Source organism: Streptomyces sp. NPDC093586 (assembly GCF_044764905.1).
Taxonomy (GTDB): domain Bacteria; phylum Actinomycetota; class Actinomycetes; order Streptomycetales; family Streptomycetaceae; genus Streptomyces.
The window spans coordinates 75,727-102,358 of sequence record NZ_JBIWJA010000010.1; the positions used below are offsets into that span (position 1 = coordinate 75,727).

At 72.3% G+C, this 26,632-nt stretch carries 30 protein-coding genes; 17 read left to right on the top strand and 13 right to left on the bottom strand.

Features of this window, described 5'->3' with window-relative positions; all coding sequences use genetic code 11:
* Positions 1-11 precede the first annotated feature (11 nt).
* The 7 genes from ACIRFH_RS13515 to ACIRFH_RS13545 all read left to right on the top strand — a co-directional run bounded on the left by ACIRFH_RS13515 (position 12) and on the right by ACIRFH_RS13545 (position 9,182).
* Positions 12-473, top strand: coding sequence for a cobalamin B12-binding domain-containing protein (locus tag ACIRFH_RS13515; protein WP_403519968.1), 462 nt, complete (start codon positions 12-14; stop codon positions 471-473).
* Positions 470-3,784 (top strand): FAD/NAD(P)-binding protein, encoded by a 3,315-nt coding sequence (locus ACIRFH_RS13520; protein ID WP_403519969.1) that lies wholly within the window; start codon positions 470-472, stop codon positions 3,782-3,784. The genes ACIRFH_RS13515 and ACIRFH_RS13520 overlap by 4 nt, the downstream gene beginning before the upstream one ends.
* On the top strand, positions 3,781-5,934 hold the full coding sequence (locus ACIRFH_RS13525) for an AMP-binding protein (RefSeq protein WP_403519970.1): 2,154 nt from the start codon (positions 3,781-3,783) through the stop codon (positions 5,932-5,934). The genes ACIRFH_RS13520 and ACIRFH_RS13525 overlap by 4 nt, the downstream gene beginning before the upstream one ends.
* A 73-nt stretch (positions 5,935-6,007) precedes the next feature.
* Complete coding sequence (locus tag ACIRFH_RS13530) at positions 6,008-7,270, top strand: MFS transporter (RefSeq protein ID WP_403519972.1); 1,263 nt, start codon at positions 6,008-6,010, stop codon at positions 7,268-7,270.
* Positions 7,271-7,550: 280 nt separating this feature from the next.
* Positions 7,551-8,045, top strand: coding sequence for a helix-turn-helix domain-containing protein (locus ACIRFH_RS13535; RefSeq protein WP_403519973.1), 495 nt, complete (start codon positions 7,551-7,553; stop codon positions 8,043-8,045).
* An 80-nt stretch (positions 8,046-8,125) separates the two neighbouring features.
* Positions 8,126-8,737, top strand: a complete 612-nt coding sequence (locus ACIRFH_RS13540) for a hypothetical protein (RefSeq protein ID WP_403519974.1) — start codon at positions 8,126-8,128, stop codon at positions 8,735-8,737.
* 109 nt (positions 8,738-8,846) lie between these two features.
* Positions 8,847-9,182 (top strand): DUF2516 family protein, encoded by a 336-nt coding sequence (locus ACIRFH_RS13545; protein ID WP_403520166.1) that lies wholly within the window; start codon positions 8,847-8,849, stop codon positions 9,180-9,182.
* Positions 9,183-9,206: 24 nt separating this feature from the next.
* Here the strand turns inward: ACIRFH_RS13545 and ACIRFH_RS13550 are convergent, their stop codons facing one another.
* The 3 genes from ACIRFH_RS13550 to ACIRFH_RS13560 all read right to left on the bottom strand — a co-directional run bounded on the left by ACIRFH_RS13550 (position 9,207) and on the right by ACIRFH_RS13560 (position 13,060).
* Complete coding sequence (locus tag ACIRFH_RS13550; protein ID WP_403519975.1) at positions 9,207-10,589, bottom strand: PP2C family protein-serine/threonine phosphatase; 1,383 nt, start codon at positions 10,587-10,589, stop codon at positions 9,207-9,209.
* Positions 10,590-10,852: 263 nt separating this feature from the next.
* The gene (locus ACIRFH_RS13555; protein WP_403519976.1) at positions 10,853-11,962 is read right to left on the bottom strand and encodes an NlpC/P60 family protein; all 1,110 of its coding nucleotides are present in this window, start codon (positions 11,960-11,962) and stop codon (positions 10,853-10,855) included.
* 285 nt (positions 11,963-12,247) lie between these two features.
* Positions 12,248-13,060 (bottom strand): class I SAM-dependent methyltransferase, encoded by an 813-nt coding sequence (locus ACIRFH_RS13560; protein WP_403519978.1) that lies wholly within the window; start codon positions 13,058-13,060, stop codon positions 12,248-12,250.
* A 118-nt stretch (positions 13,061-13,178) separates the two neighbouring features.
* Here ACIRFH_RS13560 and ACIRFH_RS13565 point away from each other — a divergent pair, with 118 nt between their 5' ends.
* The 4 genes from ACIRFH_RS13565 to ACIRFH_RS13580 all read left to right on the top strand — a co-directional run bounded on the left by ACIRFH_RS13565 (position 13,179) and on the right by ACIRFH_RS13580 (position 16,119).
* Positions 13,179-13,595: a DUF4260 family protein gene (locus ACIRFH_RS13565; RefSeq protein ID WP_403519979.1), complete on the top strand. Its 417-nt coding sequence runs from the start codon at positions 13,179-13,181 to the stop codon at positions 13,593-13,595.
* Positions 13,558-14,109, top strand: a complete 552-nt coding sequence (locus tag ACIRFH_RS13570) for a TetR/AcrR family transcriptional regulator (RefSeq protein WP_403519980.1) — start codon at positions 13,558-13,560, stop codon at positions 14,107-14,109. The genes ACIRFH_RS13565 and ACIRFH_RS13570 overlap by 38 nt, the downstream gene beginning before the upstream one ends.
* 176 nt (positions 14,110-14,285) lie before the next feature.
* Positions 14,286-15,623: a D-inositol-3-phosphate glycosyltransferase gene (gene mshA / locus ACIRFH_RS13575; protein WP_403519981.1), complete on the top strand. Its 1,338-nt coding sequence runs from the start codon at positions 14,286-14,288 to the stop codon at positions 15,621-15,623.
* A complete protein-coding gene (locus ACIRFH_RS13580; RefSeq protein ID WP_403519982.1) occupies positions 15,616-16,119 on the top strand; it encodes a YbjN domain-containing protein in 504 nt (167 codons plus the stop codon). The genes mshA and ACIRFH_RS13580 overlap by 8 nt, the downstream gene beginning before the upstream one ends.
* Positions 16,120-16,126: 7 nt before the next feature.
* Here the strand turns inward: ACIRFH_RS13580 and ACIRFH_RS13585 are convergent, their stop codons facing one another.
* Entirely contained in the window at positions 16,127-16,930 is an 804-nt protein-coding gene (locus ACIRFH_RS13585) for an AraC family transcriptional regulator (RefSeq protein WP_403519984.1), read from the bottom strand.
* 49 nt (positions 16,931-16,979) lie between these two features.
* Here ACIRFH_RS13585 and ACIRFH_RS13590 point away from each other — a divergent pair, with 49 nt between their 5' ends.
* Positions 16,980-17,420, top strand: coding sequence for a DUF2000 family protein (locus ACIRFH_RS13590; protein WP_403519986.1), 441 nt, complete (start codon positions 16,980-16,982; stop codon positions 17,418-17,420).
* 27 nt (positions 17,421-17,447) lie between these two features.
* Here the strand turns inward: ACIRFH_RS13590 and ACIRFH_RS13595 are convergent, their stop codons facing one another.
* Positions 17,448-18,728: an MDR family MFS transporter gene (locus tag ACIRFH_RS13595; protein WP_403519988.1), complete on the bottom strand. Its 1,281-nt coding sequence runs from the start codon at positions 18,726-18,728 to the stop codon at positions 17,448-17,450.
* Positions 18,729-18,881: 153 nt separating this feature from the next.
* Here ACIRFH_RS13595 and ACIRFH_RS13600 point away from each other — a divergent pair, with 153 nt between their 5' ends.
* Positions 18,882-19,643: a phosphoglyceromutase gene (locus tag ACIRFH_RS13600; protein WP_403519990.1), complete on the top strand. Its 762-nt coding sequence runs from the start codon at positions 18,882-18,884 to the stop codon at positions 19,641-19,643.
* A 106-nt stretch (positions 19,644-19,749) separates the two neighbouring features.
* Here the strand turns inward: ACIRFH_RS13600 and ACIRFH_RS13605 are convergent, their stop codons facing one another.
* Positions 19,750-20,187 (bottom strand): ATP-binding protein, encoded by a 438-nt coding sequence (locus tag ACIRFH_RS13605; RefSeq protein ID WP_403519992.1) that lies wholly within the window; start codon positions 20,185-20,187, stop codon positions 19,750-19,752.
* 351 nt (positions 20,188-20,538) lie between these two features.
* Here ACIRFH_RS13605 and ACIRFH_RS13610 point away from each other — a divergent pair, with 351 nt between their 5' ends.
* Positions 20,539-21,297 carry a GntR family transcriptional regulator gene (locus tag ACIRFH_RS13610; protein WP_403519993.1) on the top strand — a complete coding sequence of 253 codons (759 nt, stop codon included), beginning with the start codon at positions 20,539-20,541 and terminating at the stop codon, positions 21,295-21,297.
* A 208-nt stretch (positions 21,298-21,505) separates the two neighbouring features.
* On the top strand, positions 21,506-21,970 hold the full coding sequence (locus tag ACIRFH_RS13615) for a hypothetical protein (protein WP_403519995.1): 465 nt from the start codon (positions 21,506-21,508) through the stop codon (positions 21,968-21,970).
* 88 nt (positions 21,971-22,058) lie between these two features.
* Here the strand turns inward: ACIRFH_RS13615 and ACIRFH_RS13620 are convergent, their stop codons facing one another.
* Positions 22,059-22,457, bottom strand: a complete 399-nt coding sequence (locus tag ACIRFH_RS13620; RefSeq protein WP_403519997.1) for a type II toxin-antitoxin system VapC family toxin — start codon at positions 22,455-22,457, stop codon at positions 22,059-22,061.
* Entirely contained in the window at positions 22,454-22,735 is a 282-nt protein-coding gene (locus ACIRFH_RS13625; RefSeq protein WP_403519999.1) for a hypothetical protein, read from the bottom strand. The genes ACIRFH_RS13620 and ACIRFH_RS13625 overlap by 4 nt, the downstream gene beginning before the upstream one ends.
* Positions 22,736-23,145: 410 nt before the next feature.
* Between ACIRFH_RS13625 and ACIRFH_RS13630 the strand changes: the two genes are divergently transcribed.
* Together ACIRFH_RS13630 and ACIRFH_RS13635 are read left to right on the top strand one after the other, a co-directional pair.
* Entirely contained in the window at positions 23,146-23,658 is a 513-nt protein-coding gene (locus ACIRFH_RS13630) for a GNAT family N-acetyltransferase (protein ID WP_403520000.1), read from the top strand.
* Positions 23,659-23,807: 149 nt separating this feature from the next.
* Positions 23,808-24,092 (top strand): hypothetical protein, encoded by a 285-nt coding sequence (locus ACIRFH_RS13635; RefSeq protein ID WP_403520002.1) that lies wholly within the window; start codon positions 23,808-23,810, stop codon positions 24,090-24,092.
* 12 nt (positions 24,093-24,104) lie between these two features.
* Here ACIRFH_RS13635 and ACIRFH_RS13640 read toward each other — a convergent pair whose 3' ends face one another.
* The 5 genes from ACIRFH_RS13640 to phoU form a co-directional block, all read right to left on the bottom strand.
* Complete coding sequence (locus tag ACIRFH_RS13640) at positions 24,105-24,596, bottom strand: hypothetical protein (RefSeq protein ID WP_403520004.1); 492 nt, start codon at positions 24,594-24,596, stop codon at positions 24,105-24,107.
* A gap of 101 nt (positions 24,597-24,697) precedes the next feature.
* Complete coding sequence (locus ACIRFH_RS13645) at positions 24,698-25,054, bottom strand: SCO4225 family membrane protein (protein WP_403520006.1); 357 nt, start codon at positions 25,052-25,054, stop codon at positions 24,698-24,700.
* Between the two features lie 115 nt (positions 25,055-25,169).
* Positions 25,170-25,418 (bottom strand): SCO4226 family nickel-binding protein, encoded by a 249-nt coding sequence (locus ACIRFH_RS13650; protein WP_403520008.1) that lies wholly within the window; start codon positions 25,416-25,418, stop codon positions 25,170-25,172.
* A 98-nt stretch (positions 25,419-25,516) separates the two neighbouring features.
* Positions 25,517-25,672 (bottom strand): hypothetical protein, encoded by a 156-nt coding sequence (locus ACIRFH_RS13655; RefSeq protein ID WP_225635208.1) that lies wholly within the window; start codon positions 25,670-25,672, stop codon positions 25,517-25,519.
* Positions 25,673-25,864: 192 nt separating this feature from the next.
* A complete protein-coding gene (gene phoU, locus ACIRFH_RS13660; RefSeq protein WP_403520010.1) occupies positions 25,865-26,554 on the bottom strand; it encodes a phosphate signaling complex protein PhoU in 690 nt (229 codons plus the stop codon).
* Between the last annotated feature and the right edge of the window lie 78 nt (positions 26,555-26,632).

Here is a 26,632-nt window from a genome sequence, read left to right on the forward strand (position 1 = left end):
AGGTCTTCCCCGTGCGTCCCATCCGATCCAGAGCGAAACGCGTCCTGCTCTCGACGGTCTCCTCCGACTCCCACACCTGGAACCTGGTCTTCCTCCACCTGCTGCTCGAAGAGCGCGGCTACGAGGTGATCAATCTCGGGCCGTGCGTGCCCGACGCCGAACTCGTCGAGCAGGTACGCGTTCAGCGGCCCGACGCCGTCGTCATCTCCTCCGTGAACGGACACGGGCACATCGACGGCCGCCGGCTCATCAGGACGCTGCGCGCGGACAGCGACCCGGCCCTGGCCATGGTCCCCGTCATGATCGGCGGAAAGCTGGGCATCCGGGGAGCGGCCCAGCCCCACCTGGCCGACGAACTGGTCGCGGAGGGCTTCGACGCGGTCTTCACGGACGACGCGGATCCGGCCGAGTTCGGCGCCATGCTGCAGCGGATGACGGGGCACCGCCCCGGGATCGCGGGAGTCGCCGCATGAGCGGCATACGCCCCCAGGGCACACCCGAACGCCCCCAGGGCACACCCGAACGCCCCCAGGGCACACCCGAACGCCCCCAAGGCACCCCCGAACGTCCCCAGGGCGACTCCGGACACCCCGAGCACACCCCCGACATGCAGACCTACGTGGAACAGGCCGCGCACGACGGCCAGTTGGTCGTACAGCCCCGCATGGGCATGTCCGACCCGCGGAGCATGGCCGACGGCCTGGCGGCCGTCGCGGTCGCCCGCGCCAGGACGCTCACCACCCTCACCATCGACTCCTACACCCGGGTCGAGGACATCGCCGGCGCCCGGGCGGCCCTCGCGGCCGGCCGCGCGCTGAACGGATTCCCGCTCGTCAACCATGGGCCGCACCTCACCGCGGAGGTCGTCCGCGCCGCCGGCGGCGTCCCCGTCCAGGTCCGGCACGGCTCGGCACGGCCCGCCCACATCTTCGAGGCGATGGTCGCGGCGGGCCTGTCCGCCTCCGAGGGCGGTCCCGTCTCGTACTGCCTGCCCTACTCCCGGCTCCCGCTCGCCGAGGCGGTACCCGCCTGGACCGACGCGACCCAGCAGCTCGCCGAAGCGGCGGCCGAGCACGGCATGCGGGCCCACCTGGAGACCTTCGGCGGCTGCATGCTCGGCCAGATGTGCCCGCCGTCGCTGCTCGTGGCGATCAGCGTCCTGGAAGCGATGTTCTTCGCCCGCAACGGGATCACCTCCGTCTCCCTTTCCTACGCCCAGCAGACCAACGCGGTGCAGGACATCGAGGCGCTGGCCGCCCTGCACCACCTCGCCGAACTCTTCCTGCCGGCCCAGGTCGCGCGGCACGTGGTGCTCTACACCTACATGGGTGTCTACCCCGCCACCGAGGCCGGGGCGGAACTGCTCCTGGACTCCTCGGCCCAGCTCGCCGTACGCGGCGGCGCCCAGCGGCTGATCGTCAAGACGGTCGCCGAAGCGCACCGCATTCCCACCGTCGCCGAGAACGTCGCGGCCCTGGAACGGGCGGCCCGGGTGTCCCGCGAGGCGCTGCGGGACGACTGCCCCCTGCCGTGGGCCCGCCAGGTCGACTACGAGACGATCTACACCGAGGCACTGCGGCTCGTCACCGCCGTCCTGGAGCACGGCTCCGACATCGGCTCGGGCCTGCGCGCCGCCTTCGCGTCCGGCACGCTCGACGTGCCCTTCTGCCTGCACCGCGACAACGCCGGCGCGGCACGGGGAGCGATCGGTGACGACGGCCGGCTCGTCTGGGCCGACACCGGCGCCATGCCCCTGCCCGCACCCGGCGGCACTCACCACGCCGTCACCTCCAGCCGGCTGCTGAGCATGCTGCGCTACACCGCGGACACCCACGACCGGTCGGCAGCGCTCCTGACCCGCGCCCGCGCGCAGGTCACCGCCCCGCACCGCATCGCCGTCGTCGGCTCCGGCCCGCGCGGTCTCGCCGTCGTCGAACGGCTGGTGGCCCGTCTGCGTGACGAGACACCGGACAGGGCCGTGGAGATCGTCCTGATCGACAAGGACGAGGTCGGCGCCGGCCGTGTCTGGCGCACCGACCAGAACCCCGTCTTCCTGATGAACACCGCCTGCGGCGAGGTGACCATGTTCTCCGGCCCCGCCGACGACGGCCCCGCCCGGGCCGGAGCGGGCCCGACGCTGGCCCAGTGGTGGGCGGCCACCGAAGACCCCGGCTACCCGGGCCCCAACGCCTACGCTCCCCGCGTCCTGTACGGCGCGTACCTGCGGTTCTTCCTCCAGGCGGTGCAGGACTCCCTGCCGGCCCGTGCGACGCTCCGCCGGCACACCGGACACGTCACCGCCATGCGACGCAGCGGTGCCGCATGGCAGTTGCGCTGCGCCGACGGCCAACTGATCGACGCCGACCGGGTCGTCCTGGCCACCGGCCACCCCCTGACCGAACTCTCGGCGGACCAGGCCCGCCTCGCGGACTTCGCCACGCGTGACTCGCGGCTCCAGTACCTCCGCGGGGACAGCGCGGCCGACATGCCCTTGGAGCGCATCGCACCGAGGGCCCGCGTGGCGGTGCTCGGCATGGGCCTGACGTTCTATGACATCGTCGCCGCCCTGACCACCGGCCGCGGCGGCGAGTTCCGGGAGGGCCCGGACAAGACCCTGCGGTATGTGCCCTGCGGCCTCGAACCCGTCCTGGTGGCGGGCTCACGGTCCGGAGTGCCGCTGCCGGCGCGCGGTCTCAACCAGAAGGGCCCGCTGTGGCGTTACACGGCACGGCTGTTCACCCCGCAGCGGGTCGCCGCCCTGCGCGCCGCCGGCCGGCCGCTGGACTTCCGTACGCAGGTCTGGCCCTGGCTCCACGCGGAGATGCAACTCGTCTACTACGCGACCGAGGTGCGCGCCCGGCTCGGCGACCGCGCCGAACAGGAGTTCCTGGCGCGCGCCACCGACCTGGTCGAGAGCGCGGCGGCCGACGCGGCGGACGAGATCATCCGCACCGCGGCCGCACAGTCCGGCGTCGACGGTGTGCCGCCCCTGGACGTCGACGGCCTGGCACGCCCCTTCGCCGGCCGCGACTTCCGGAGTCCCGCCGCGTTCCACACCGCTCTGCGGCACCTGATCGACGACGACCTCGGACACGCCGCGCGGGGCAACTTCCACGGCCCCCGCAAGGCGGCCCTGGACGTCCTGCGCGACGTACGGGGCAGCATCAGACGCGCGGTCGACTTCGACGGCCTGACCGCCGCGTCGCACCGTGAGGACTTCCTGGGCTGGTTCGCGCCGCTCAGCTCCTTCCTGGCCGCGGGACCTCCCGCGCAGCGGCTGCGCCAGACGCGCGCCCTGCTCGACGCGGGCGTACTGCGGGTCGCCGGTCCCTCGGCCGAGTTCGCCGCCGACGAGACCGGCGGGTGCTTCACCGTCCGTTCCCCGCAGGTCGACGGTTCGCTGGAACACTGCGAGGCCCTCATCGACGCCCGCATTCCCGCACCGGACCTCGACCGCGACGCCGCGCCGCTCACCCGGCACCTGCGCGACACCGGCCTGTGGACACCCTGGACCAACCGCCAGGGCGACGGCGTCCCGGTCACCGGCGGTGTGGCCACGACGGCCAGCCCCTACCGGCCCGTGACCGCGGCGGGAACAGCCGCCGAGGGCGTGTACGTCCTGGGCATCCCCTCCGAAGGACAGCGCTGGTTCATGCAGGTCGGATCCGCGCGGCCCGGACCCTGGACCGACTTCACCGGCGACGCCGACGCCATCGCGCGGGACGCGCTCGCGGCGCTCCCCCGGCCGGCGGCCCACCGGACGCTGGAAGGAACCCGAGCATGACGACGACCCACTCCGCCCCTCGCACCCCTGACCACTGGACCCACCGCCGTACCCCTGCCCACGCCGCCTTCCGGCGCGGCCGAGACCTCCTCCTGGACCTGCGCGCCGACCACGAGGCCGCCCGCCGGGCCTTCTCCTGGCCCCGGATGACCCACTTCAACTGGGCCCTGGAGTGGTTCGACGTCATCGCCCGGGACAACCGCCGCACCGCCCTGGAACTGATCGGGCCAGGCGGCCGGGACCAGCGCATCTCCTACCAGGACCTCGCCACACGCTCCGACCAGCTCGCCAACTGGCTCACCCGCACCGGCGTACGGCGCGGTGACCGTGTGCTCATCGTCCTCGGCCCCCAGGTGGAGCTGTGGGAGACGCTCCTCGCCTGCCTGAAGACCGGAGCCGTGGCCATCCCCACGTACACCTCCCTGACCCGTCGGGAAGCCGCCGACCGGATCAGGCGGGGCCGGGTCCGCCATGTCATCTGCCGCAGCGAACTCGCACCCCTCTTCGCCTCCTGCGCCCCCGGCCCGCACACCCCGCTGACGCGCATCGCGGTCGGCGCGCACGTCGACGGCTGGCACCCTTACGACGGCTCCTACCAGGTCTCCACCTCCTACCTGCCGACCGGCCCGACCCCCGCCTCGGACACGGCCTTCGCCTACTTCACCTCCGGCACCACCTCGGCGCCGAAGCTCGTCGTCCACACCCACGCGTCGTACCCCGTGGGACACCTGTCCTCGATGTACTTCAACGGCCTGATCCCCGGCGACCGGCACGTGAACATCTCCGAGCCCGGCTGGGCCAAGCACTCCTGGTCCAGCTTCTTCGTCCCCTTCACCGCCGAGGCGACCCTCGTCGTCCCGCCCACCGCGTACGTCGACTCCGGGCACCTGCCGCGGCTCCTGCGGGAGCGGGGCATCACCAGTCTGTGCGCTCCCCCCGCCCAGTGGACCCGCCTCGCCGCACACGCCTCGACGGCCCAGCCCCGGCTGCGGGAAGCCACCACCGCCGGCGAACCACTCGCCCAGCACGTCACCGAGGTCATCGAAGCCGAATGGGGCGTGACCATCCGCGAGGGCTACGGCCAGACGGAGACGACCGCCCTCGTCGGCACCACTCCAGGACTTCCCCACAAGCCCGGCTGGCTCGGCAAGCCACTGCCCGGCTGGCGACTCAGCGTCCGCGAGGAGCAGTTGTACGTCGAACTCGCCGACGCGCCCGTGGGCGTGATGGCCGGTTACGACGGCGACCCCGAACGCACCCGGCAGGTCCTCACCACCGACCGGTACGCGACCGGCGACTCCGCCGTCCTGGCGTCCGACGGGTACGTACGGCTCCTGGGACGCAGCGACGACGTCTTCAAGTCGGGCGGCCACCGGGTCTCCCCGTACGAACTCGAAGCGATCCTGCGCACCCACCCCGCCGTCCGCGCCGCCGCCGTGGTGCCCGTGCCGCACCCCGCGCTGACGCTCGCCGCGCACGCCGTGGTCGAACCCGAGCCCGGCACCGACGTCACGGAAGCAGAACTCCTCGACCACGTCGACCTCCACGTCACCCGCGCCCTGCGCGTCCACGGCGTCTCCTTCACCGACGCGCTGCCCCGCACGACGTCGGGCAAGATCCGCCGCTCCGAAGTCGCCGCCCGACTGCGCGCCACCGCACCCGGCCTCCCCCGCACCGAGCCGAAAGGCAGTCCCATGACCATGACCGCCCCCGCGCCCCGACGCCGCGACGTCCTCGTCGTCCGCGACCTCCTGAACGGCACGGACCTCGACCGGCTCACCTGGCAGGCGTACGTCCAGCCCGGACGCCAGGCGGTCGACGTGCACTGGCTCTACACCGCCGAGGACACCGGCCCGGACGGCGCCGAGGCCTACCTCGCGCGGTTCGGCGCCGGCGCGCACGGAGACCTCCACCGCCACCTCGGCTACGAACTGATCGTGGTCGTCGACGGCGAACTGCGCAACGACAACGGTGACGTCTACGGCCCCGGCTGCCTCGTCCTGGAGAAGCCCGGCAGCGTGCACCGGGTCAGCAGCCTCAACGGCTGCACCCTGCTGGTGATCCGGGAGAAGCGCACCGAGGCCCTGCTCCCCGGCGAACTCCCGGACGACGGGCTCGCCCTGGACGGCGCACCGCTCACCGCCTCCTGACCGGCCTCCTCGACGGCCCCCCGCTTCCCCCTGAGCACCCTGAGCTTCCTTGAGTAGAAAGCGCTCCAAGACCATGTCCCAACAGATCACGACGGCACCCGTCGCCCCCACGGCGGTCCCGCTCCCCGTCGGCAGGTCGGGCAAGACCCACTCCCCCCGGTACAAGTGGGGAATCCTCGGCATCGGCATCATCGCGCAGGCGGCGTTCAGCGCGGCCTTCCAGGGCATCCCCATGGCCAGCGCGGTCCTCCAGTCCGACTACCACTACTCCACCGGGCAACTCGGCCTGGTCCTGGCCGCCTTGACCTGCGGAGCGGCCGTCACCGAAATCGTCTGGGGAGTGCTCACCGACCGGTTCGGCGAGCGGGCCGTACTCATCACCGGGCTGGCCGGCATGACCGTGTGCCTCGCCGCCGCCACCGCGTTCCTCGTCCCCACCGGGGGGTACACCCCGCCGTCCTGGCTGCTGTCCACCGTTCTGCTGCTCGCCGGTGCTCTCGGCGGCTGCGTCAACAGCGCCTCGGGCCGAGCGGTCCTGGGCTGGTTCCCGCCCGGCAACCACGGCTTCGCCATCAGCCTGCGCGTCGCGGCCGTCCCCCTCGGCGGCGCCATCGGTGCGCTCGCGCTGCCCGCCCTCGCCATGGGTGTCGGCTTCCGGGGCGTCTTCGGCTTCCTGACCGCCTTCGCCCTGGTCGCCACCGTCGCCATCGTCTGCTGGCTGGACGAGCCGCCGCTGCCCCCCGCGGGACACAAGGACACCAGCGTCAGCCCGCTGCGCCGCTGGAAGATCTGGCGGATCTCCCTGAGCGCCTTCCTGCTGGACTTCCCGCAGTTCACCGTCCTGTCGTTCGCCGCGATCTACCTGCACGCGGTGCACGGCATCGGCCTCACCGCCATTTCCGGTCTGCTCTTCGCCGTCCAGGCGCTGGGCGCGGTCTCCCGGGTCTGGAGCGGCCGCTGGACGGACAGCCGGGGCGGCCGGCACCGTCGTAGCATCGTCATCGTCTACAGCTGGATCATCGCCGCCTGCTTCGTCGGACTCGCGCTGTGCCAGTCCGGGCCGGCGTGGATCGCGGCCGCGCTGATGGTGGTGGCCGGCCTGCTCTCCTGCGGCTGGCACGGTGTGCACTACGCCGAGATCGCCATCATGGCGGGCAAGGAACGTTCCGGGACGGCCCTGGGTCTGGAGAACACGATGGTGTTCGCCGGTGCCTTCCTCACACCGCTCATCATCCCCGGTATCCTCTCGGCCACGTCCTGGCCCGTCGTCATGCTCCTCGTCGGAGCCGTGCCCGCCGTGCTGTCCGCGGTGGTCATGCCCCGCGAGGGAAGGTAGACGGCCCCCGGGCTCGCAAGGCTCGGCCCCGGCGCGACGACGCGGCTCCGGTCGATCACATCGGCTGGGGCCACGGCCGCGGCGGGGCCGCTCGCGCGCCCCGGTCGATCACCGGTGAGATCACTCGGCCGGTGCTCGGCAGCGAGGATCCCTTACGGCCTTCTCGCTCCCGGAGACAGGACAGCGGGGGACGGGCGGTGGGCCCGGCGGCGCGTCGGAGCGGGCGCACTCCTGCAAGCGGCTGCTTGCAATAGTTAGCACGCTGGTGCATGGTGGAGACATGGCTTCGCTCAACGTCGGCAGTCTCGGTGAGTACCTGCGCGAGCAGCGGCGCAACGCGCAGCTGTCGTTGCGGCAGCTCGCCGATGCCGCGGGGGTGTCGAACCCGTACCTGAGCCAGATCGAGCGCGGGCTGCGCAAGCCGAGCGCGGAGGTGCTCCAGCAGGTCGCCAAGGCGCTGCGGATCTCCGCCGAGACGCTGTACGTGCGTGCCGGGATCCTCGACGCGGAACGGGACGGGGAGGAGCGCCGGCGGGAGGACGCGACGCGCGCGGCCCTCCTCGCCGATCCCACGCTGAACGAGCGGCAGAAGCAGGTGCTGCTCCAGATCTACGAATCCTTCCGCAAGGAGAACGGGTTCGGGACGCACGACGTCCGGAGCGAAGCCGTCGACGACGCCGCCGGGAGCGGCCCCGGCGGTGGCGGTTCCATACCCGGCCGCCGCCCCCGTACGAGTGGCGGCGGCGACGCCGACCCGCGGCAGACGGCCGGATGAGCAGGAGCGAGCAGCCGGCCGGCCGGGCGCGGGACCGACAACCGACCCTCAGCCGAACGCATTCCGGGAGGACCAGCACCATGGCCATCACCGACGACCTGCGCAAGACCTTCAGCGACCCCACCCCGCTCTACTTCGCCGCCGGCACCGCCGACCTGGCCTTCCAGCAGGCCAAGAAGGTGCCGGTGCTGGTGGAGCAGCTGCGCACCGAGGCTCCGGCGCGCATCGAGGCCGTCCGCAACACCGACCCGAAGGCCGTCCAGGAGAAGGCGACGGCCCGCGTCAAGGAGACGCAGGGCACCCTGCAGAGCAAGGTCAACGAACTCCTCGGATCCCTCGACGCCGACTTCAAGAAGCTCGGCGAGACCGCCCAGGACCTCGCGCTGCGCGGTGTCGGCGTCGCCGCCGAGTACGCCGTCAAGGCCCGGGAGACCTACGAGAAGGTCGCCGAGCACGGCGAGCAGGCCGTGCGCACCTGGCGCGGCCAGGCCGCCGACGGCATCGAGGAGATCGCCGAGGGCGTGGAGGAGGTGGCCGTGGCCGTCGAGCCGAAGCCCGAGCCCGTCGCGGTCGCGGACGACAAGTCGGCCGCGGCGAAGAAGGCCCCGGCCGCCCGCAAGGCTCCGGTGAAGAAGAACGGCACCGCCGCCACCCCCGCCACCGCCAGGAAGACGACGCCGCCCGCCAAGTGAGGGGGAGCGGAAGCACACGCGGGCCGGGCACCCTCGGGGTGCCCGGCCCGTTCTCCGGGTACGGTGACCGCGTAATGACGACCCGAGTCTGGTGGTGGACGTTGTGCTGATGCAGGGGTTCATGAACTTCATGGGGCTTCTGAGCATCGCCCTGACCGTTTTCAACGGCTTCGCGCTGATCGACGCCGCCACCCGCCGGGAGGACGCCTACCGCGCGGCGGACAAGAAGACCAAGCCGTTCTGGCTGATCGTCCTCGCACTCGCCTTCGTGGTGAGCCTGATCTTCCCCCTGCTGTCGTTCCTGCCGATCATCGGTCTCGTCGCGACGATCGTGTACATGGTCGACGTACGGCCCGCGCTGCGCGGTCTGCCGGGCGGCGGCCGCAACAGCCGCCGCGGCTCCAGCAGCGACGGTCCGTACGGGCCGTACAACGGCGGACGCTGACCCCCGCGCCGCCCTCGGGGGCGGTCAGGGGATCCGGTCCAGCAGCAGGACCGCCACGTCGTCCGCCAGCTCGCCGCCGTTGAGTGCGCGGACCTCGTTCACCGCCGTCTCCAGCAGTTCCTCGCCGCGCAGGCCGTCGGCGAAGCGGCGGCGGATCATCTCCACCATGCCGTCCTGGCCGAGCCGCTCGCGGCCCTCGCCGATGTGGCCCTCGATGAGGCCGTCGGTGTAGAGCATCAGGCTCCACTCGGCGCCCAGCTCCACCTGCATGCGCGGCCAGCGGGCATGCGGCAGCAGCCCGAGCGCCGGGCCGTTGTTGTCGTACGGCAGCAGCCGGGCGGGTCTGCCGGGGCCGGCGATCAACGGCGCCGGGTGCCCGGCCAGGCACAGGCCGGCGCGGCGGCCGTCCGGCGTGATGTCCACGGTGCACAGGGTCGCGAAGATCTCGTCGTCCGGGCGCTCGTGCTCCAGCACCTGCTGGAGGGTGCCGAGCAGCTGGTCCCCGCACAGTCCCGCCAGCGTCAGCGCACGCCAGGCGATCCGCAGCTCCACGCCGAGCGCCGCCTCGTCCGGGCCGTGCCCGCAGACGTCACCGATCATGGCGTGCACGGTGCCGTCCGGGGTGCGGACCACGTCGTAGAAGTCGCCGCCGAGCAGGGCGCGCGAACGGCCCGGACGGTAGCGGGCGGCGAACCGCAGCGGGGAGCCGGCCAGCAGCGGGGTCGGCAGCAGGCCGCGCTCCAGGCGGCGGTTCTCCTGGGCGCGCAGCCTGCCCTCCGCCAGGCGCCGCTCGGCCGAGTCGGAGCGCTTGCGCTCGACGGCGTAGCGGATCGCGCGGCTCAGCAGCCGGCCGTCCAGCTCGTCGCGGAACAGGTAGTCCTGGGCGCCGACCGCCACCGCCTCGGCGCCGCGCTCGGCGTCGCTGGAGGAGGTGAGCGCGAGCACGGCGTGCCGGGGCGCGAGCTCCAGCACGTGCTTGAGCACCGCCAGCTCGTCGTCCTGCTCGCCCTCGCCCCTGCGGGCCGGTGCCGACGCCGGCAGGGCGAGGTCCAGCAGGATGCAGTGGACGTCGTCGGTCAGCAGCCGCTCGGCCTCGGTGAGGTTGCGGGCCGTGCGGACGCGGATCGGCTTGCCGGCCTGGTCGAGCAGGTCCGGCACGATCGGCGAGCCGCCCGGATCGTCCTCGATCAGCAGCAGCGTCAGGTTCGTGGGAGTGGTGCTCTCTCGCTGGTCCGTGGCCTTCTCGCGCTTCTCCGTCGGGTTCTCCCGCCGACCGGTGGGGTTCCCGGCCGGGTTCGTCCCGTGCGGGGCCTGTTCCCGGGAACGGCCGCTCGGCGGGGACGCGGCGGGCGCCTGACCGCACTCCGCGGCCGGGATCGCCCTCCGCAGCGGTACGGGTACGGGCATCGTCTGGGTTCCTTCCCTCCCCCCGAGGGCATGGCGGGGCGAGGGACCTCGACCCACCGACGGGGACCATAGCGGGTGACGGTGCCGCTGCGGAATGGTCCGCGACACGTCGCGCCGCCGACGGGCACTGTCATTTGCCGCGTTCCGTACCGCAGTTGGACACGTCGTCGCCGCTGCGGGGATGACGAACGTCACGCGGGGCGGGGGTGCGGCGTGGACCGGGTCACGTGGGCGGCGTCACGCCCCGGGCCGCGCGGCCCGCGTCACCGGGCGGGCGCGGTCGCCGTGTCCGGCCGCACCACGCCGAGGATCGGCATCGAGCCCGCCCCCGCGATCGTCACCGTGCGCCCGGGACGCGGGGCGTGGACGACCTTGCCGTCGCCGACGTACATCCCGACGTGGCTGGCGTCGTCGAAGTAGATGATCAGGTCGCCGGGGCGCATGTCCTTGACGTCGACGTGCCGCAGCTGCTGCCACTGCTGCTGCGAAGTGCGCGGGACCGCCCGCCCGGCCGCCACCCACGCCTGCGAGGTCAGGCCGGAGCAGTCGTACGCGTCCGGGCCCTCGGCGCCCCACTGGTACGGCTTGCCGATCTGGGCGGTGGCGTACGCCACGGCCTTCCTGCCCTGGTCGGTCGTGGCGGCGTCGAGGTCCTTGACGGCGTTGGAGCCGAGCCACGCGGTCTGGGCCTTCTCCTGGGCCTGTCGTTCCAGCCGGGCGAGGCGCTCCTTCTCCTCCTGCTCCAGCTCGGACTCGAGCTCCTTGGCCGCCGCGATCTGCTTCTCGATCTCCTTCTGGGCCTTGGCCTTGGCCTTGCGGTTGGCCTCCAGCTTCTTCCACTGGGCGGCGGCGTCCGCCTGATAGGTCTCCAGGTCCTCCTGGGCGCGGGTCATCTCGCCGAGCAGGCCCTTGGTGGCGCGCTGGCCCCGCATCACCCGGCCGGTGTTGTCGAGGAACTCCTCGGGGTCCTCGCTCAGCACCAGCTTGGCCTCGTCGGACAGCCCGCCGGTGCGGTACTGGGCGCGGGCCGCGGCCCCCGCGCGGTCCTTGAGGCGGTCCAGCTCCTGCCGGCCCTCGGTGATCTTCTTGGCCAGTGCGGCGATCTCGGCGGACTGCTGCCGCGCCTTCTCCTCGGCGGCGTTGTACTGGTCCGTGGCCGAGGCCGCCGCGTGGTAGAGCTTGTCGAGCTTCTCGCGTACGGCCTCCAGGTCCTTGCCCGGGGTCGCGGCGGGTGGTGCCGTCCGGGAGGCCGAGGCCGAGGCCGAGGGAGTGGGGCCGGGATCGGCGAACGCCGTGCCCGGGGCGGCCAGCACCGTGACCGCGCAGACCACGGTCACGGCGGCAGTCGTCAAGCCACGCTTCCCCGTACGCATACCTCGACCCCCATACCTGATTTACCGTCAGTAACTTAGATCGCCCGAGGGATCGTGCCACGCCGGCGCGCAAAGCGACAGAGGGGGTGTTTCCGGGGGACGCGGAGGGCTCGCCCCCGTTTGCGGCGGCCTCGCCGCCGCTTCACCCCCTGTCGTCTCCCGTCCCCTGCCTCTCCGGCTCCCCCTTCCTTCCCTCCGTCGTCTCCCGGTACGGCGCTTCCCGCGGTGTGTGACGAACGCCGCACGGAGATCGTTCCCGCAGTGCGGCGCGTCGCGGCGTGTCGCTCAGCCGCGCGGGGCCAGCGCCTCCCAGCGCACCGTCACTTCGCCCTGCCGCCACCGCGCCGGTCCGTCCGTCACCGGCCAGTCGGCGCTCAGGTCCCGCACCGCCCGCATCCAGCGCTGGCGGGCGCCGTAGGAGGCGTAGGGCGCGGCGGCGGCCCAGGCGCGGTCGAAGTCGCGCAGGAAGGCGTGCACCGGCTCGCCGGGGACGTTGCGGTGGATGAGCGCCTTGGGCAGCCGTTCGGCCAGGTCGGAGGGGCGCTCGAGGGAGCCGAGCCGGGTCGCGAAGGTGACCGTGCGCGGTCCTTCCGGGCCGAGCGCGACCCACACGTGCCGCCGCCCGATCTCGTCGCAGGTGCCCTCGACCAGGAGCCCGCCGCGGGAGTGCGGCGACGCCGGCGCGAGCCGCGCGCACAGCCGCCGCCAGACCGCGGCGACCTCGCCCTCGTCGTACTGGCGCAGCACGTTCGCCGCGCGGATCAGCAGCGGCGGCCGGGGGACCGGGACCTCGAAGCCGCCGTGCCGGAAGACGAGCCCCTCGCGCGCGTACGGCTCGGCCGCCGCCACCCGCGCCGGGTCGATCTCGACGCCCACCACGCGCGCGTGCGGCGCGACCGTGCGCAGGCGGTGCAGCAGCTCGACGGCGGTCCAGGGGGCCGCGCCGTACCCCAGGTCGACGGCCACGGGGTCGGCGGCGCGACGCAGTTCGGCGCCGTGCGCGGCCGCGATCCAGCGGTCCATGCGGCGCAGCCGGTTCGGGTTCGTCGTCCCGCGCGTGACCGTGCCCACAGGGCGGGTGGTGGCGCGGGGTGTCATGCCTACGAGGGTATGCGGCCGGTCGCCCGCGCTTGACGGCTAACGCCGTTAGCCTTACGGTGAGGCTAACGGCGTTAGCTCACGGCGTCGCCCCGCCCGGCAGGAGGGAAACCGCATCATGAGCACGGTCACCGTCACCCCCCGGCCTCTCCGCCCGCTCGCCCGCGTCCGGCGCGCCGCCTGGCTGCTGGGCGCGCTGTTCTGGTCCGCGTTCGCCGTCCTGGAGGCGGTGCACCACGGCCGGACGGCGGGACTCCTGGCGTTCGCCTTCCTCGTGGCCCCGGACCTCACCTTCCTCGTGGGCCTGTCCGACGCGCCCCGCATGGAGAAGGGGCGGCTGCCGCCCCGCGCGGTGCCGTACCACAACGCCGCCCACCGCGCCCCGGTCCCGCTCGCGCTCCTCGCGCTCTACGTCGCCGTGCCGCTGACCTGGGCACCGGCGTTCGCGGCGCTGTGCGGGTGGCTCGCCCACATCTCGTACGATCGCGCCTTCGGCTATGGACTGCGTACGAAGGAGGGCTTCCAGCGTGGCTGACCGCCTGTCCCCCCGGGCCCGTGAGATCGCCGCGGCGGCACGCGCCCTCCTGGAGGAATCCGGACCCGCCGCGCTCACCCTGCGGGCGCTCGCCGACCGCCTGGGCATCAAGGCCCCCTCCCTCTACAAGCACTTCCCGGACAAGAAGGCCGTCGAGGTCGAGCTGGTCGCCCAGTTCCTCACCGAGACGGCCGAGGCGCTGGAGGCCGCCGAAGCGCGCGAGCCCGGCTCGCCGGAGGCGCTGGCGCGGGCGTACCGGGCCTACGCGCTCGCCCACCCTCACCTGTACTGCCTGGCCAACGAGCGCCCCCTGCCCCGCGCCTTCCTCCCGGCCGGTCTGGAGGACCGGGCCGCCGCACCGCTGCTGCGGGCCTGCGCCGGGGACGGGGACCTGGCGCGCTCGGTCTGGGCGTTCGCGCACGGGATGGTGGTCCTCGAGATCCACGGCCGGTTTCCCTCCGGGGCGGACCTGACGGCGGCGTGGGAGAAGGGCGTGCGGGCGCTGCGGCCCTGACCCCGGGGTCCGCGTACGCCTCGCGCCCACCCGGTCCTCGAACGGTTGAGCGATCATCGGTAATGATTCGGCAAAGGCCGGGAAACCGGAAATGGAGTGCCGACGTCCGGTGTTTCCCTCCGTGGAGGGCGGTCCCTGTCCTCCGACCGGCATGCCCGCAGCGAGGAGGACGGCTCGTGAGCCAGTACGTCAGCAGGCTCGGGCGTCGCTCACCGGCGGCCTCCCCGCGGCTGCGGCTGCACCGCAGGCCCCGCCGCGTCGCCATGCTCTCCGTGCACACCTCACCGCTCCACCAGCCCGGCACCGGCGACGCCGGCGGCATGAACGTCTACATCGTGGAACTCGCCCAGCGCCTCGCCGCGATCAACATCGAGGTCGAGATCTTCACGCGCGCGACGACCGCCGCCCTCCCGCCCACCGTCGAACTGGCCCCCGGCGTCCTCGTCCGGCACGTCGACGCCGGCCCCTACGAGGGCCTCGCCAAGGAGGAGCTGCCCGCCCAGCTGTGCGCCTTCACCCACGGGGTGATGCAGGCATGGGCCGGACACCGCCCCGGCTACTACGACCTCGTGCACTCCCACTACTGGCTCTCCGGCCACGTCGGCTGGCTCGCCGCCCAGCGCTGGGGCGCCCCCCTGGTGCACGCCATGCACACCATGGCCAAGGTCAAGAACGCCAACCTGGCCGACGGCGACACCCCCGAACCGGCCGCCCGCGTCATCGGCGAGACCCAGATCGTCGCCGCCTCCGACCGGCTGATCGCCAACACCGACGAGGAGGCCGGCGAACTCGTCCGGCACTACGCCGCCGACCCCGCCAAGGTCGCCGTCGTCCACCCCGGCGTCAACCTCGACCGGTTCCGCCCCGCCGACGGCCGCGCCGCCGCCCGCGCCCGCCTCGGACTGCCCGAGGACGCGCTGATCCCGCTCTTCGCCGGCCGCATACAGCCCCTGAAGGCCCCCGACATCCTGCTGCGCGCCGTCGCCGTCCTCCTCGACGAACGCCCCGACCTGCGCTCCCGCATCGTCGTCCCCGTCGTCGGCGGCCCCAGCGGCAGCGGCCTCGCCAAGCCCGAGGGCCTGCAGAAGCTCGCCGCGCGGCTCGGCATCGCCGACGTCGTACGCTTCCGCCCGCCGGTCGGCCAGGAGCAGCTCGCCGACTGGTTCCGGGCCGCGTCCGTGCTGGTCATGCCGTCCTACAGCGAGTCCTTCGGACTGGTCGCCATCGAGGCCCAGGCGGCCGGTACGCCCGTGCTCGCCGCCGCGGTCGGCGGCCTCCCCGTCGCCGTGCGCGACGGGCACACCGGCCGCCTCGTCCAGGGGCACGACCCCGCCGCCTACGCGCGCGTACTGCGCGATTTCGCCGACCACCCGGAGCTGACGTCCCGCATGGGCGACGCCGCCGCCCGGCACGCCCGGTCCTTCGGCTGGGACAGCGCCGCCGCCGCGACGGCCGACGTCTACGCGGCCGCGGCCCAGTCCCACCGCCGTCGCGTACGCTCCCACCATGGCTGAGGCACAGAAGGCGGCGCAGACCCTCGAGAGCGCCCTGAAGGACGCCGGGCTGGAGTGGGAGAGCCCCGAACCCGGCGCCTACGTCGTGAAGCTCCCCGGCACCCGCAAACTGTCGACCACGGTCTCCCTCCTCCTCGGCCGGCACTCCCTCTCCCTCAACGCCTTCGTCATCCGCCACCCCGACGAGAACGAACCCGCCGTCCACCGCTGGCTGCTGGAACGCAACCTCAAGCTGTACGGGGTGAGTTACGCCGTCGACCGCCTCGGCGACGTCTACGTCACCGCCAAGCTCCCGCTGTCCGCCGTCACCGCCGACGAGATCGACCGCCTCCTCGGACAGGTCCTGGAGGCCGCCGACGGTGCCTTCAACACCCTGCTGGAACTGGGCTTCGCCTCCGCCATCCGCAAGGAGTACGCGTGGCGGACCTCGCGCGGGGAGTCGACGCGGAACCTGGAGGCGTTCCAGCACCTGATCGAGCGCCGCTCCGGGGAATGACGCCCCGTCAACTCCGCTGCGACCCGGCGCGGTAGCGCCCCGGCGTCACCCCCACCAGCCTCTTGAAGTGCCGGGTCAGGTGGGCCTGGTCGTAGAACCCGGTCGCGCCCGCCACGTCGGCCGGTGCCCGCCCCGCGAGCAGCAGCCGCCGGGCCAGGTCCACGCGACGGGACATCAGGTACTGGTGCGGGGCGATCCCGTACGCCGCGCTGAACGCCCGCACCAGGTGGGCGGGATGGGCGGACACGAGCCCGCCGGCCTTCTCCAGCCCGATGCCCTCGACGACCCGCTCGTCCAGCAACTCGCGCAGCCGCCGGGCGAGTACGGGGTCGGGGCGCGGCGCACGGGGCGCGTCCCGGGGCCGCAGATGAGCCCGCAGCCGCTCCCCGATCAGCGTCAGCCTGCTCTCCGCCTCCAGCTCGTCACCGGGCCGGGCCAGCGCGGCGTGCACCTGCCCGACCCGCCGCCGCAGCACCGGATCGCGCAGGTCGGGGGCGTCGACCGCGCGCCCGATCAGCTCCTCGCCGAGCCGGGAAATGTCCAGGTACAGGACGCGCTTGCGGAAGCCGTCCGGGCCGGCGGGGGAGCCGTTGTGCGGCACGTGCGGAGGCAGCAGCGTGACCGTGCCGTGCGGCGTGCCGTGCTCGTGCCGGTCCAGGTCGTAGCGCACCGCCCCGTCGTCCACGATGAGCAGCGTCCAGGCGTCGTGGACGTGCATCGGATAGCTGTACGCGGTGTAGTGCGCGTGGAAGACCTCGACGACCCCGGGGACACGGGGGCGCCAGGCGGAGACGTTCCGCTGGTCGGCCATGCAAAAAACGTACAAGACCGCGCCGTGCGCCGACCGGCAGTCTCACCGTATGAGCACGCACGACGACGCACAGACCCCCGTCCGCTTCGACACCAAGATCGCCGTCCTGCTGCGCGAGGACCTGGAGACCTGGCAGCGCCTCAACGTCACCGCCTTCCTGGTCAGCGGCCTGGGCACCCAGTTCCCCGAGGTGATCGGCGAGCCCTACGAGGACGCCGACGACGTCGCCTACCTGCCGATGTTCCGGCAGCCGGTGCTGGTCTTCGAGGGCACGAAGGAGACGCTGACCAACGCCCACGCGCGCGTGCTGTCCCGCGCCCTGCCCCGCGCGCTGTTCACCTCCGACCTCTTCACCACCGGCAACGACCGCGACAACCGGGCGGCGGTCCGGGCCGTGCCGACCGCGGAGCTGGACCTGGTCGGACTGGCGGTGTACGGGCCGAAGAACGCGGTGGACAAGGTGCTGAAGGGGGCGCGGATGCATCCGTGACCGACGCCGGACGGGACGCCGGGGGCGTCAGGCCGCGCCGACCTCGGTCTTCGCGGCCACAGGCCCCCCGGCGGGCGCCGTCGCCGTCTCCTCTTCCTCCTCCTCGGGCAGTCGCCGCATCAGCGCCCCGTACCCGGCGGCGGCCACCGTGCCGACGACCGCGCACATGCCCCACAGCCACTCGGCGCCCCAGTGGTCGATGACGAAGCCCGACAGCAGCGGGGCGACGAGCGAGGCGACGGCCCAGGACAGGGAGTACATGCCCTGGTAGCGCCCGCGCCCGTGCACGGGGGAGAGGCGCACGACCAGCCCCGTCTGCGTCGGCGCGTTGACGATCTCGGCCAGCGTCCACACGCACACGGTGAGCGCGAACACCCCGACCGACCCGGCGAAGGCGGTGAGCCCGAAGCCGTACCCGGCGAGCAGCGACGAGGCGACGAGCAGCCGCCGGGGGTCCCGGTGCTCGATGAACCGGGTGACGGGGATCTGCAGGACGACGATCAGCACGCCGTTGACGGCGATGGCCAGGCCGAAGTCCGCGGGCGTGAACCCGGCCTCGCCCATGGCGACCGGCAGGCCCAGATAGCCCTGCTGGAAGATGAGGGCGACGAGGAAGGACAGCCCGACCACGCTCATGTAGCGCCCGTCGCGCAGGACGGTCATCAGGGAGACCGGGGGCTCGCCCGCCGAGGCGGCGTCCGGCGACGTCTTCCCGGGCCGCGACTCGGGCAGCTTCACGAAGACGAGGACCGCGCAGACCAGGGTCATGCCCGCCTCGATCAGGAAGCCGGCGAGGTAGCTGAACTCGGCGATGAACCCGGCGGCCATGGAGGAGATCGCGAAGCCGAGGTTGATGGCCCAGTAGTTCAGCGAGAAGGCCCGGATGCGGTCCTCGGGCCGCACGATGTCCGCCATCATCGCCTGCACGGCCGGCCGCGAGGCGTTGCTCGCCATGCCGACCAGGAAGGCGACGGCCGCGATGGCGACCGGGTCCCGCATGAACCCGAGCAGTGCGACGGACACCGCGGTGGAGACCTGCGCGACGAGCAGCGTGGGCCGCCGCCCGAGCCGGTCCGTCATCACCCCGGCCACCAGCGAGGACACGACCCCGCCGAGCCCGTGCAGGGCGGCTACCAGACCGGCGTACGAGGCGGAGTAGCCGCGGTCGAGGGTCAGGTACAGCGCCATGAAGGTGGCGACGAAGGCACCGAGCCGGTTGACCAGGGTGCTGGTCCACAGCCACCAGAACTCGCGGGGAAGCCCGGAGACGGACTCGCGCGCGGCACGTCTCAGCCCGGCGACGGACATGGGGACCCCCGATGGCATGTAAGCGGCTCAAGTGATGAACACAACTTACGAGCGAGCGGTTGTCGCAGGCCAGTCAATTAACACTTCCCGTCAACCGTCCGGCCACCGGGCGCGGCGCGCGGCCGGTCAGCGGGTTCGATTACGCTCGGAACCATGGCCGACGCACCGTACAAGCTGATCCTCCTCCGCCACGGCGAGAGCGAGTGGAACGAGAAGAACCTGTTCACCGGCTGGGTGGACGTCAACCTCACCCCGAAGGGCGAGAAGGAGGCGACGCGCGGCGGCGAGCTGCTCAAGGACGCCGGCCTGCTGCCCGACGTGGTCCACACGTCCGTCCAGAAGCGCGCGATCCGCACGGCCCAGCTCGCCCTGGAGGCCGCGGACCGCCACTGGATCCCCGTCCACCGCCACTGGCGCCTCAACGAGCGCCACTACGGCGCCCTCCAGGGCAAGGACAAGGCCCAGACCCTCGCGGAGTTCGGCGAGGAGCAGTTCATGCTGTGGCGCCGCTCCTACGACACCCCGCCGCCGCCGCTGGACCGCGACGCCGAGTACTCCCAGTTCTCCGACCCGCGCTACGCGGTGCTCCCGCCGGAGCTGCGCCCGCAGACGGAGTGCCTCAAGGACGTCGTCGTCCGCATGCTGCCGTACTGGTTCGACAGCATCGTCCCCGACCTCCTCACCGGCCGCACGGTCCTGGTCGCGGCGCACGGCAACTCGCTCCGCGCCCTGGTCAAGCACCTCGACGGCATCTCGGACGCGGACATCGCGGGCCTGAACATCCCGACGGGCATCCCGCTCTCCTACGAGCTGGACGCCGACTTCAAGCCCCTCAACCCGGGCGGCACGTACCTCGACCCGGACGCGGCGGCGGCGGCCATCGAGGCCGTGAAGAACCAGGGCAAGAAGAAGTAGGCCCCGCTTTTCAAAGCCCTCTGCCCTGCGACTTTCTCGCAGGGCAGAGGCTTTTGAGTGGGCTCGGGCTGCCCTCCGGGCCGCCTCCTGCGTGATGAGGCCGCGCTCAGGAGGGCCAGGCGTCGGCCATCTCGAAGGAGACCATCGTTCCGCCGAAGCGACTGGGACCGGAGTGCCAGGAGTCGGCGAGGGACTCGACCAGGGGCAGCCCGCGCCCGTGCACGTCGTCGGCGTCGGGGCACTTCATCCGGACGTTCGCCGGAGGCCCGGCATTGTGCACCTCGACTCGGAGAGAGGTCCCCTCGCGGAACCACTCCAGTCGGACGACCCAGGGTTCGTCCGACGTGCCGTGGACGACGGCGTTGGTCACCAGCTCCGAGATCAGCAGGACGCAGTCGTCGACCGAGCAGGCCGGGTCGTACGGCTCGATGAACTTCCGGAACCAGCGTCGGGCCCGCGGCACGGACTCCGGGACGGGGTGCAAGGTCATCGCGCCGAGGCGCGGTGATTCCTCACAGGGGTGGCGGTCGATCGTGTAGGCCACCTGCACTCACTCCCTGCCGCTGTCGTGGCAGTAGCGGCAACACCGCTCCCGGCCGTGGAACGCGCTCCTGTCCGGGCTGACGAACTTCGGCATCGACGCTGTCACCACGGACGCGCCGGCAGCCGAAGGATCGACTCTGAACGACGCCATACAGCACCCCCTCACACCTCACCGTGGAGGCCGCCACCGCAACCTCTCTAGACATCACACACTGTGGACTACATCTCTAGAGAGGTCAAGAATGCCGCGCGGTGGAGCCGCTGCTGACCAGGCATCGCCGCTACGCCCAGCGAGCGAATGCCCGACCTGTGGCCTAAGGTGTCTAGAGAGGAGAGGGAGGAGATCCACAGGATGGCGAACACCGAAGACGACCGTCGGCCCAAGTACCAGCGGATCGCGGACGCCCTGCGCGAGGCGATCGAGTCGGGCGAGTACGGTCCTGGTGATCGGCTTCCGGGAGAGAACGACCTCATGGCCACGTACGGCGTGGCCCGCATGACGGCCCGCCAGGCCCTGAGCGTCCTCCGGGACGAAGGTGTAGCCGAAGCCCGCAAGGGCGCAGGGGTGTTCGTCCGGGCGTTCCGCCCGCTTCGGCGTCGGGGCATCCAGCGACTGGCCCAACAGCAGTGGGGCAGCGGCCGTTCCATCTGGGCGGCGGACATCGAGAACCGCACGCTCGAGGTGGACCAGGTCAGCGTGTCCGAGGAGGCTGCGCCCGACCACGTCAGCACGGTCCTGAACTTGGCCGGCGAGGAGACGGTGTGCGTGAGGCGCAGGCGCTTCGTCCTGGACGCCAAGCCCGTTCAGCTGTCGACGAGTTATCTGCCCATGACCCTGGTGGCCGGTTCCGCGATCACCGAGGAGGACACCGGAGAGGGCGGAACGTACGCCAGGCTCGCCGAACTCGGCCACAAGCCGGTGCACTTCCGCGAGGAGATTCACTCGCGTATGCCGTCGAAGGACGAGGCGCAGCAGTTGAACATGTCCGCGGGCACTCCGGTCTTCCTCATCTGCCGGACCGCGTTCACGGACGAAGGCCGCCCCGTCGAGTTCAACGAGATGACGCTGGACGCCGCTTCGTACATCCTGGAGTACGCCTTCGACGCCTGACCCTGGGCAGCGGTTCCCCGCCGGGAGGGGGCTTTCCCTTGCCCCTGGAGTGCGGCCCGGCCGGTACGGCCGTCTGCGGTCGGCCCGCGTACCGCTACGGACCGGAAGGCGCGTCCTCGGTGTCAACGACGCCGAGGACGAAGCCGACTTGGCAGCCGAGTCGGGCCGACAGACCACCCACGACGGCGAAGCGTGATCAGCTTGAACCGTGGAGTCCATCATCGCCAGCGCCATAGCCGTTCTCGGTACCCTGCTCGGGTCGGGGATCACTCTGGCGTTCCAGCAGCGCACCACCGACAGAAGCCATCAGCTCACCCGCCGCGAGAAGCTCCGGCAGGAGCGGCTCGACGCCTACTCCGCCTACGCCGGCGCACTGGTCAACTACCGTCGCTGCCTGGTCCATCTCTGGTTCTGCGAGCACGAGCAGCCACCACCGGAGGAGCCCGACACGGTGCGCATCCGGGCCTACGACCTGCGCTCCGGCGCCCAAGAAGCCCTCTTCCGGGTGCAGATGCTCACGGACGACGGGAGGCTGAGTCAGGCCGCGGAAGGCGTCCTCACGGACATCACGCAGCTGTCCAAGGTGGACAGCAGGGCTGAGCTCGACGAGCTGAGAGCGCGGACCCGTGACAGCATCAGCCGACTCGTCGGCTCGGCGAAGCAGCACCTCTGAGGCGCGTGCGCAGGTTCCTGGGATGCATCCGAACGCCGACCGGGCCGCACCGCTCACAGCGAGCGTCTTCTCTCCAGGACGCCTCGGCTCAGACCTTCTCCGCGCTCACGCGTGGGTGCTCGGCGGTGAGCAGCCCGATGTCTTCCACGTCGGAAGTCAGGATCGTCACCCGGCCGGGATGCTGCAGGGCGGTCGCGCACAGCATGGCGTCGATGGCGTACTTGTGACCGTGCAGCCCCGCCGTGCCCAGCAGTGCGGCAGCGGACTGCGCGACGGCCTGGGTCACCGGCTCGACTCTCAGACGGGAGAGGGTCCACTTCAGTGCGGCGTCGTCGATCTTCGGGTGGATCACCTCGACCAGCACGGCGGCCGAGGTGATGACGGGCAGGTCCGCGTCGCGGGCCGCCGTCAGCCACTCGTGGATTTCCCGATCACGATGGACGGCCTTCGCCAGGCCCTCGCTGTCCAGGGCCAGGGCTCCGCTCACGCGGCTGCCTCGGCATGTGAAGCGCCACCGGTCAGCCGGGCGCGTTTGGCCGCCACGGCCTCGGGGTCGGCCGGGCCGTGCTCCTTGTCGAAGTCCGCGATCAGCTCTTCCAGGTTGTCCCGCTCGATCTGCCGCTGGGCCGCCTTCTCCAGGTAGGCCGAGACACCCCGCTTGCCGACCCGCTCACGGATCGCCTGCAGAGTCCCGGCGGTCAGGGTGACGGAGATACCGCTGGTGGGGCCGTCGCCGGGCAGGAAGTCGAGGTCGTCATCACTCACACGTCGACTATGCCATGGAAAATGGCATAGCGTGTGGCGCATGCGCCGGAGGAGGTCGGCGCGGAGGCCGTCGGGCACGAGGTGCGTGTCCGCTTCCAGCGGAAGGCGTGACCGGGGCGCCCGGGGTTCTCGGCAAGAGCCCGGATGCGCTCGTCGCGTTCAGCGGAACGCCGTGAGACCGGTGCCGTCCATGGTGGTGGGCGCTCATAGCGTTGTACATTCGCTGTGTCCCGTGTGTGATCAGGAGTCGAGGAGGTGGGGTCGATGACCGCGCTCAGTGCCACCGTGCGCAGCGCCCGGGTCTCCCTCGCGTCCCGGGCCGTGGCCTGACCCTCAGGCATGTCCCCGCTGAGAGCGTGAGCTCACAGGGGAACCACACGAACCTCTCCTGAAACGGACCTCCCATCGCCATGGGCAACACCTGGATCACGCGAGCCGAGACCGGCTCCGACGTCCCCGCCGTCCGCGACATCCTCCTCGCCGCCTTCCCCACCGCTCTGGAGGCCGACCTCGTCGACGCGCTGCGCGCCGACCCGGACGCCTGGATCGAGGGTCTCTCCCTCGTCGCGGCGGACGAGGCCGGCCGACCGGTGGGCTACGCCCTCCTGACCCGCTGCCACATCGGCGCCGTACCGGCCCTGTGCCTGGGGCCGTGCGCCGTCCTCCCGGAACGGCAGCGGACCGGCGCGGGCACCGCGGCCGTCCGTGCGGCCCTGGCCGCGGCGAGGTCGCTGGGCGAACACCACGTGGTCGTCCTCGGACACCCGTCGTACTACCCCCGGTTCGGGTTCTCCCGCGCCTCGGAACACGGCATCGGCGTGACCATCGACGTCCCGGACGAGGCCCTGATGGCACTCGGCCTCGACGCCGGCCGCCCGCTCCCCGGCGGTACCGTCCGCTACGCCGCCCCGTTCGGTATCTGACCCGCCCCGTGCCGCGGGGGAACTCCGACTCTCCCGCGGCACGTTCCGGACTCGCGGCACAGGCGGGCAGGGCCCGGCAAGGTCGGAGGTGAACCGTTGCCGAGGTCGCGCCTTCCGGGCGGGACGCCGGTCTCCGTAGCGTCCTGTGCGTGTACTTCGACGACGACGAACCGGTGTTCAAGCGGAGCAGGTGGGGCACGAGCCGCTACACGTACAACCCCCGGAACCCCGTCGGCTTCGCCCTGATCGTCGTCTCCCTCCTCCTGGCCGGGGCCATGATGCTGCTCATGCACTTGCACGCGGGGCCGTTCGCGTCTCCCGAGGAATCCACTCCCACGCCGGTGAGCACGCCGGACCTGTCGCGCTACCTTCTGCCGCACGACGACGGCCTCCCCTCGGGGACGCCGTCGGACACGGGGCACGACGGCCCGTGAGCGGACCGGCGTTCAGAGGGCCCCGGGCCGGGGCCCTCCTATCGCCAGGTCCGCCCGTGCCGCCTTGTGGAGGTCGTTCAGCGCGCCGATGAGCGCGGAACCCCGTTCGCCCCGGCGGGCGGCGGGGGCACCGGCCGGGTCCCGGGCGTGGACCAACAGGTCCCAGAGGCGCTCGTTGACCTTCCACGCCGCCCGGGAGGCGGCGTCTTCCGCGAGCAGGACGAGTCCTTCGTAGAGGATGGAGCGCCGGTGCTCCGCCGTCTCCATCTCCGCGAGCGCCTCGGAGGGGTCGTCGCCCCGCTCACGGGCCTCAAGGGCTGATTGCGCGGCTCGTGCGGTTTCCTTCACGCAGGAGACGTACTCCACGTACGAGTCGAGTTTCCGCTCGTCCCACCGCGTGGCCAACGCCTGCCGGAACCTGGCCCGTTCGGCCAGGGTCGTGGCGAAGAACGACGTGATCGCGCCCAGCAGGACGCCGACGAGGGTGATGATCTGACCGGCCATGGGGCCAAATTAGCGATCAACGGCCGTACGTGAGCAGATCGTGCGGGGCGCGGGACACGGCCACCGCGTGCCGGAGGCCGCGGCACGCTCGCCCGGCGGCCTCACCCCGCCGTCGGCAGGTGGCGCCGGCGGCGGCCTCGCAGGGCCTCCAGCGTCGCGCCCAGGGCCAGGGACTGGACCAGCGCAGAGAGAACGATCCCGCCGACGAAGAACCACATCGACGCGTCCCCGCCCTGGACCGCCTTGCCGAGCCACGCCACGAAGCCGAAGGCCGGGAAGGTGAACAGGGCCGGCCAGACCCAGATGAGCGAGGCGTCCGGGTCCGGCGCGAACAGCGGCTGCGCCGCGGCGACGGCGACGGCCGTGCCCACCAGGGCCAGGTAGACCGCCGAGGCGGGGTTGGCGAAGGTCAGGCGGGTCAGCGTGCGGAACGGGCCGGTGTGCGTGCTGGCGTTCATCGGAATCTCCCCGTGGGTCGTCGGTCCTGCTGCCAGGATCGGACGGGGAACGCCTCCGTGACCTGAGCACGCGTACTCAGGTCGTCGCGACGGCCTACGGAGAGAGGAGGAGCCGCTATACCGACAGCGGGATCTCGTGGACCTCGTCCGCCTTGTGTCCCGCGCGTTCGTGGACGCGCTGGACCGCCTCGGCCGACGGGCCCTCGGAGAGGCAGTAGACCGTGCCGGAGTCCGGGTCCGCCCACGCGTGCTCGAAGTGGACGCCCTCCTCCTTCTCCAGATCCAGGTCCATCCGGTGCGCCTGGTGGAGCTGGTCCGCCGTGATTCCGTGCATCCCGTGGTGCACGTCCATGAAGTGAGCCATGGCCGTCGCACCCCCTTTCGGGTCTCCCCTCCAGGGTGCGCCCGTACGGCGGCCGGGGCGAGCCCGGCCGCCGTACGCGTCACCGCGTCATCGTCCCGTCAGCCGCACTGGCACGGGTTGCCCGACTGGCAGCCGCAGCCGCAGCCCGAACCGCAGCCGCAGGCGGCGATCAGGGGCAGGCTGCGGAGGTCGGTGGGCTGCTCGGTCCGGCGTTCCTGCGCGGGGTCGGGTGTCGTACTGGGGGAATCGGCCATGGGTTCCTCCTCGAGGCTGGTGCCTGAGCCCATTGGAAGCCCGGAACCCCGGTCGCATCAACGGCGCACTGAGGCGCTCCCGCGCGCCCCCGGGACGGCCGCCGAATGCGCCCCGGTGCCGGACCGCCCCGACGTCCGCGGCGCGGTGGCCCGCCGCCCGGCACCCCGTCCCCGTGGGCCCCGTGAGCCCCGTCAGCTCCTCTCCACCCCCGTCACCGGCTGGACGTCCGCCTGGAGTTCGTCCGCGTGCTCGCCCGTGACCAGGTAGACCACCCGCTTGGCGACCGCGACCGCGTGGTCGGCGTAGCGCTCGTAGTAGCGGCCGAGCAGGGTCACGTCCACGGCCGTCTCGATGCCGTGCTTCCACTTGTCGTCCAGCAGGTGCTGGAAGAGCGTGCGGTGCAGGAGGTCCATCTCGTCGTCGTCCTGCTCCAGCTGGAGCGCCAGGTCCACGTCCTTGGTGATGATCACCTCGGCCGCCTTCGCCATCAGGCGCTGCGCGAGCTGGCCCATCTCCAGGATCGTGGCGTGCAGGTCGTGCGGGACCGCCTGCGCCGGGTAGCGCAGGCGGGCCAGCTTGGCCACGTGCTGGGCCAGGTCGCCCGAGCGCTCCAGGTCGGCCGACATCCGCAGCGAGGTGACGACGATGCGCAGGTCCGTCGCCACCGGCTGCTGCCGGGCCAGCAGGTCTATCGCCTTCGCCTCCAGGTCGTGCTGGAGCTCGTCGACCTTCTGGTCGCCCTCGATCACGTGCTCGGCGAGCTTCAGGTCGGAGTCGAGGATGGCGGTCGTGGCGCGCCCGATCGCCGACCCGACCAGCCGGGCCATCTCCACCAGGCTGTCGCCGATCGAGTCCAGTTCCTCGTGGTACGCGTCCCGCATCAGGTTCCCTCTCGTACGTCCTTGGAGGGGGCTCGGGCCCCGTGCCGCACCCCCACGCCTACACGTTCCGGCCTGTAC

Bases quoted from the DNA above. Each gene is read 5' to 3' on its own strand.
- ACIRFH_RS13520 (WP_403519969.1), top strand. From the start codon at position 470: ATGAGCGGCATACGCCCCCAGGGCACACCCGAACGCCCCCAGGGCACA.
- ACIRFH_RS13525 (WP_403519970.1), top strand. From the start codon at position 3,781: ATGACGACGACCCACTCCGCCCCTCGCACCCCTGACCACTGGACCCAC.
- ACIRFH_RS13530 (WP_403519972.1), top strand. From the start codon at position 6,008: ATGTCCCAACAGATCACGACGGCACCCGTCGCCCCCACGGCGGTCCCG.
- ACIRFH_RS13535 (WP_403519973.1), top strand. From the start codon at position 7,551: ATGGCTTCGCTCAACGTCGGCAGTCTCGGTGAGTACCTGCGCGAGCAG.
- ACIRFH_RS13540 (WP_403519974.1), top strand. From the start codon at position 8,126: ATGGCCATCACCGACGACCTGCGCAAGACCTTCAGCGACCCCACCCCG.
- ACIRFH_RS13545 (WP_403520166.1), top strand. From the start codon at position 8,847: ATGCAGGGGTTCATGAACTTCATGGGGCTTCTGAGCATCGCCCTGACC.
- ACIRFH_RS13550 (WP_403519975.1), bottom strand. From the start codon at position 10,589: ATGCCCGTACCCGTACCGCTGCGGAGGGCGATCCCGGCCGCGGAGTGC.
- ACIRFH_RS13555 (WP_403519976.1), bottom strand. From the start codon at position 11,962: ATGCGTACGGGGAAGCGTGGCTTGACGACTGCCGCCGTGACCGTGGTC.
- ACIRFH_RS13560 (WP_403519978.1), bottom strand. From the start codon at position 13,060: ATGACACCCCGCGCCACCACCCGCCCTGTGGGCACGGTCACGCGCGGG.
- ACIRFH_RS13565 (WP_403519979.1), top strand. From the start codon at position 13,179: ATGAGCACGGTCACCGTCACCCCCCGGCCTCTCCGCCCGCTCGCCCGC.
- ACIRFH_RS13570 (WP_403519980.1), top strand. From the start codon at position 13,558: ATGGACTGCGTACGAAGGAGGGCTTCCAGCGTGGCTGACCGCCTGTCC.
- ACIRFH_RS13580 (WP_403519982.1), top strand. From the start codon at position 15,616: ATGGCTGAGGCACAGAAGGCGGCGCAGACCCTCGAGAGCGCCCTGAAG.
- ACIRFH_RS13585 (WP_403519984.1), bottom strand. From the start codon at position 16,930: ATGGCCGACCAGCGGAACGTCTCCGCCTGGCGCCCCCGTGTCCCCGGG.
- ACIRFH_RS13590 (WP_403519986.1), top strand. From the start codon at position 16,980: ATGAGCACGCACGACGACGCACAGACCCCCGTCCGCTTCGACACCAAG.
- ACIRFH_RS13595 (WP_403519988.1), bottom strand. From the start codon at position 18,728: ATGTCCGTCGCCGGGCTGAGACGTGCCGCGCGCGAGTCCGTCTCCGGG.
- ACIRFH_RS13600 (WP_403519990.1), top strand. From the start codon at position 18,882: ATGGCCGACGCACCGTACAAGCTGATCCTCCTCCGCCACGGCGAGAGC.
- ACIRFH_RS13610 (WP_403519993.1), top strand. From the start codon at position 20,539: ATGGCGAACACCGAAGACGACCGTCGGCCCAAGTACCAGCGGATCGCG.
- ACIRFH_RS13630 (WP_403520000.1), top strand. From the start codon at position 23,146: ATGGGCAACACCTGGATCACGCGAGCCGAGACCGGCTCCGACGTCCCC.
- ACIRFH_RS13640 (WP_403520004.1), bottom strand. From the start codon at position 24,596: ATGGCCGGTCAGATCATCACCCTCGTCGGCGTCCTGCTGGGCGCGATC.
- ACIRFH_RS13645 (WP_403520006.1), bottom strand. From the start codon at position 25,054: ATGAACGCCAGCACGCACACCGGCCCGTTCCGCACGCTGACCCGCCTG.
- ACIRFH_RS13650 (WP_403520008.1), bottom strand. From the start codon at position 25,418: ATGGCTCACTTCATGGACGTGCACCACGGGATGCACGGAATCACGGCG.
- ACIRFH_RS13655 (WP_225635208.1), bottom strand. From the start codon at position 25,672: ATGGCCGATTCCCCCAGTACGACACCCGACCCCGCGCAGGAACGCCGG.
- phoU (WP_403520010.1), bottom strand. From the start codon at position 26,554: ATGCGGGACGCGTACCACGAGGAACTGGACTCGATCGGCGACAGCCTG.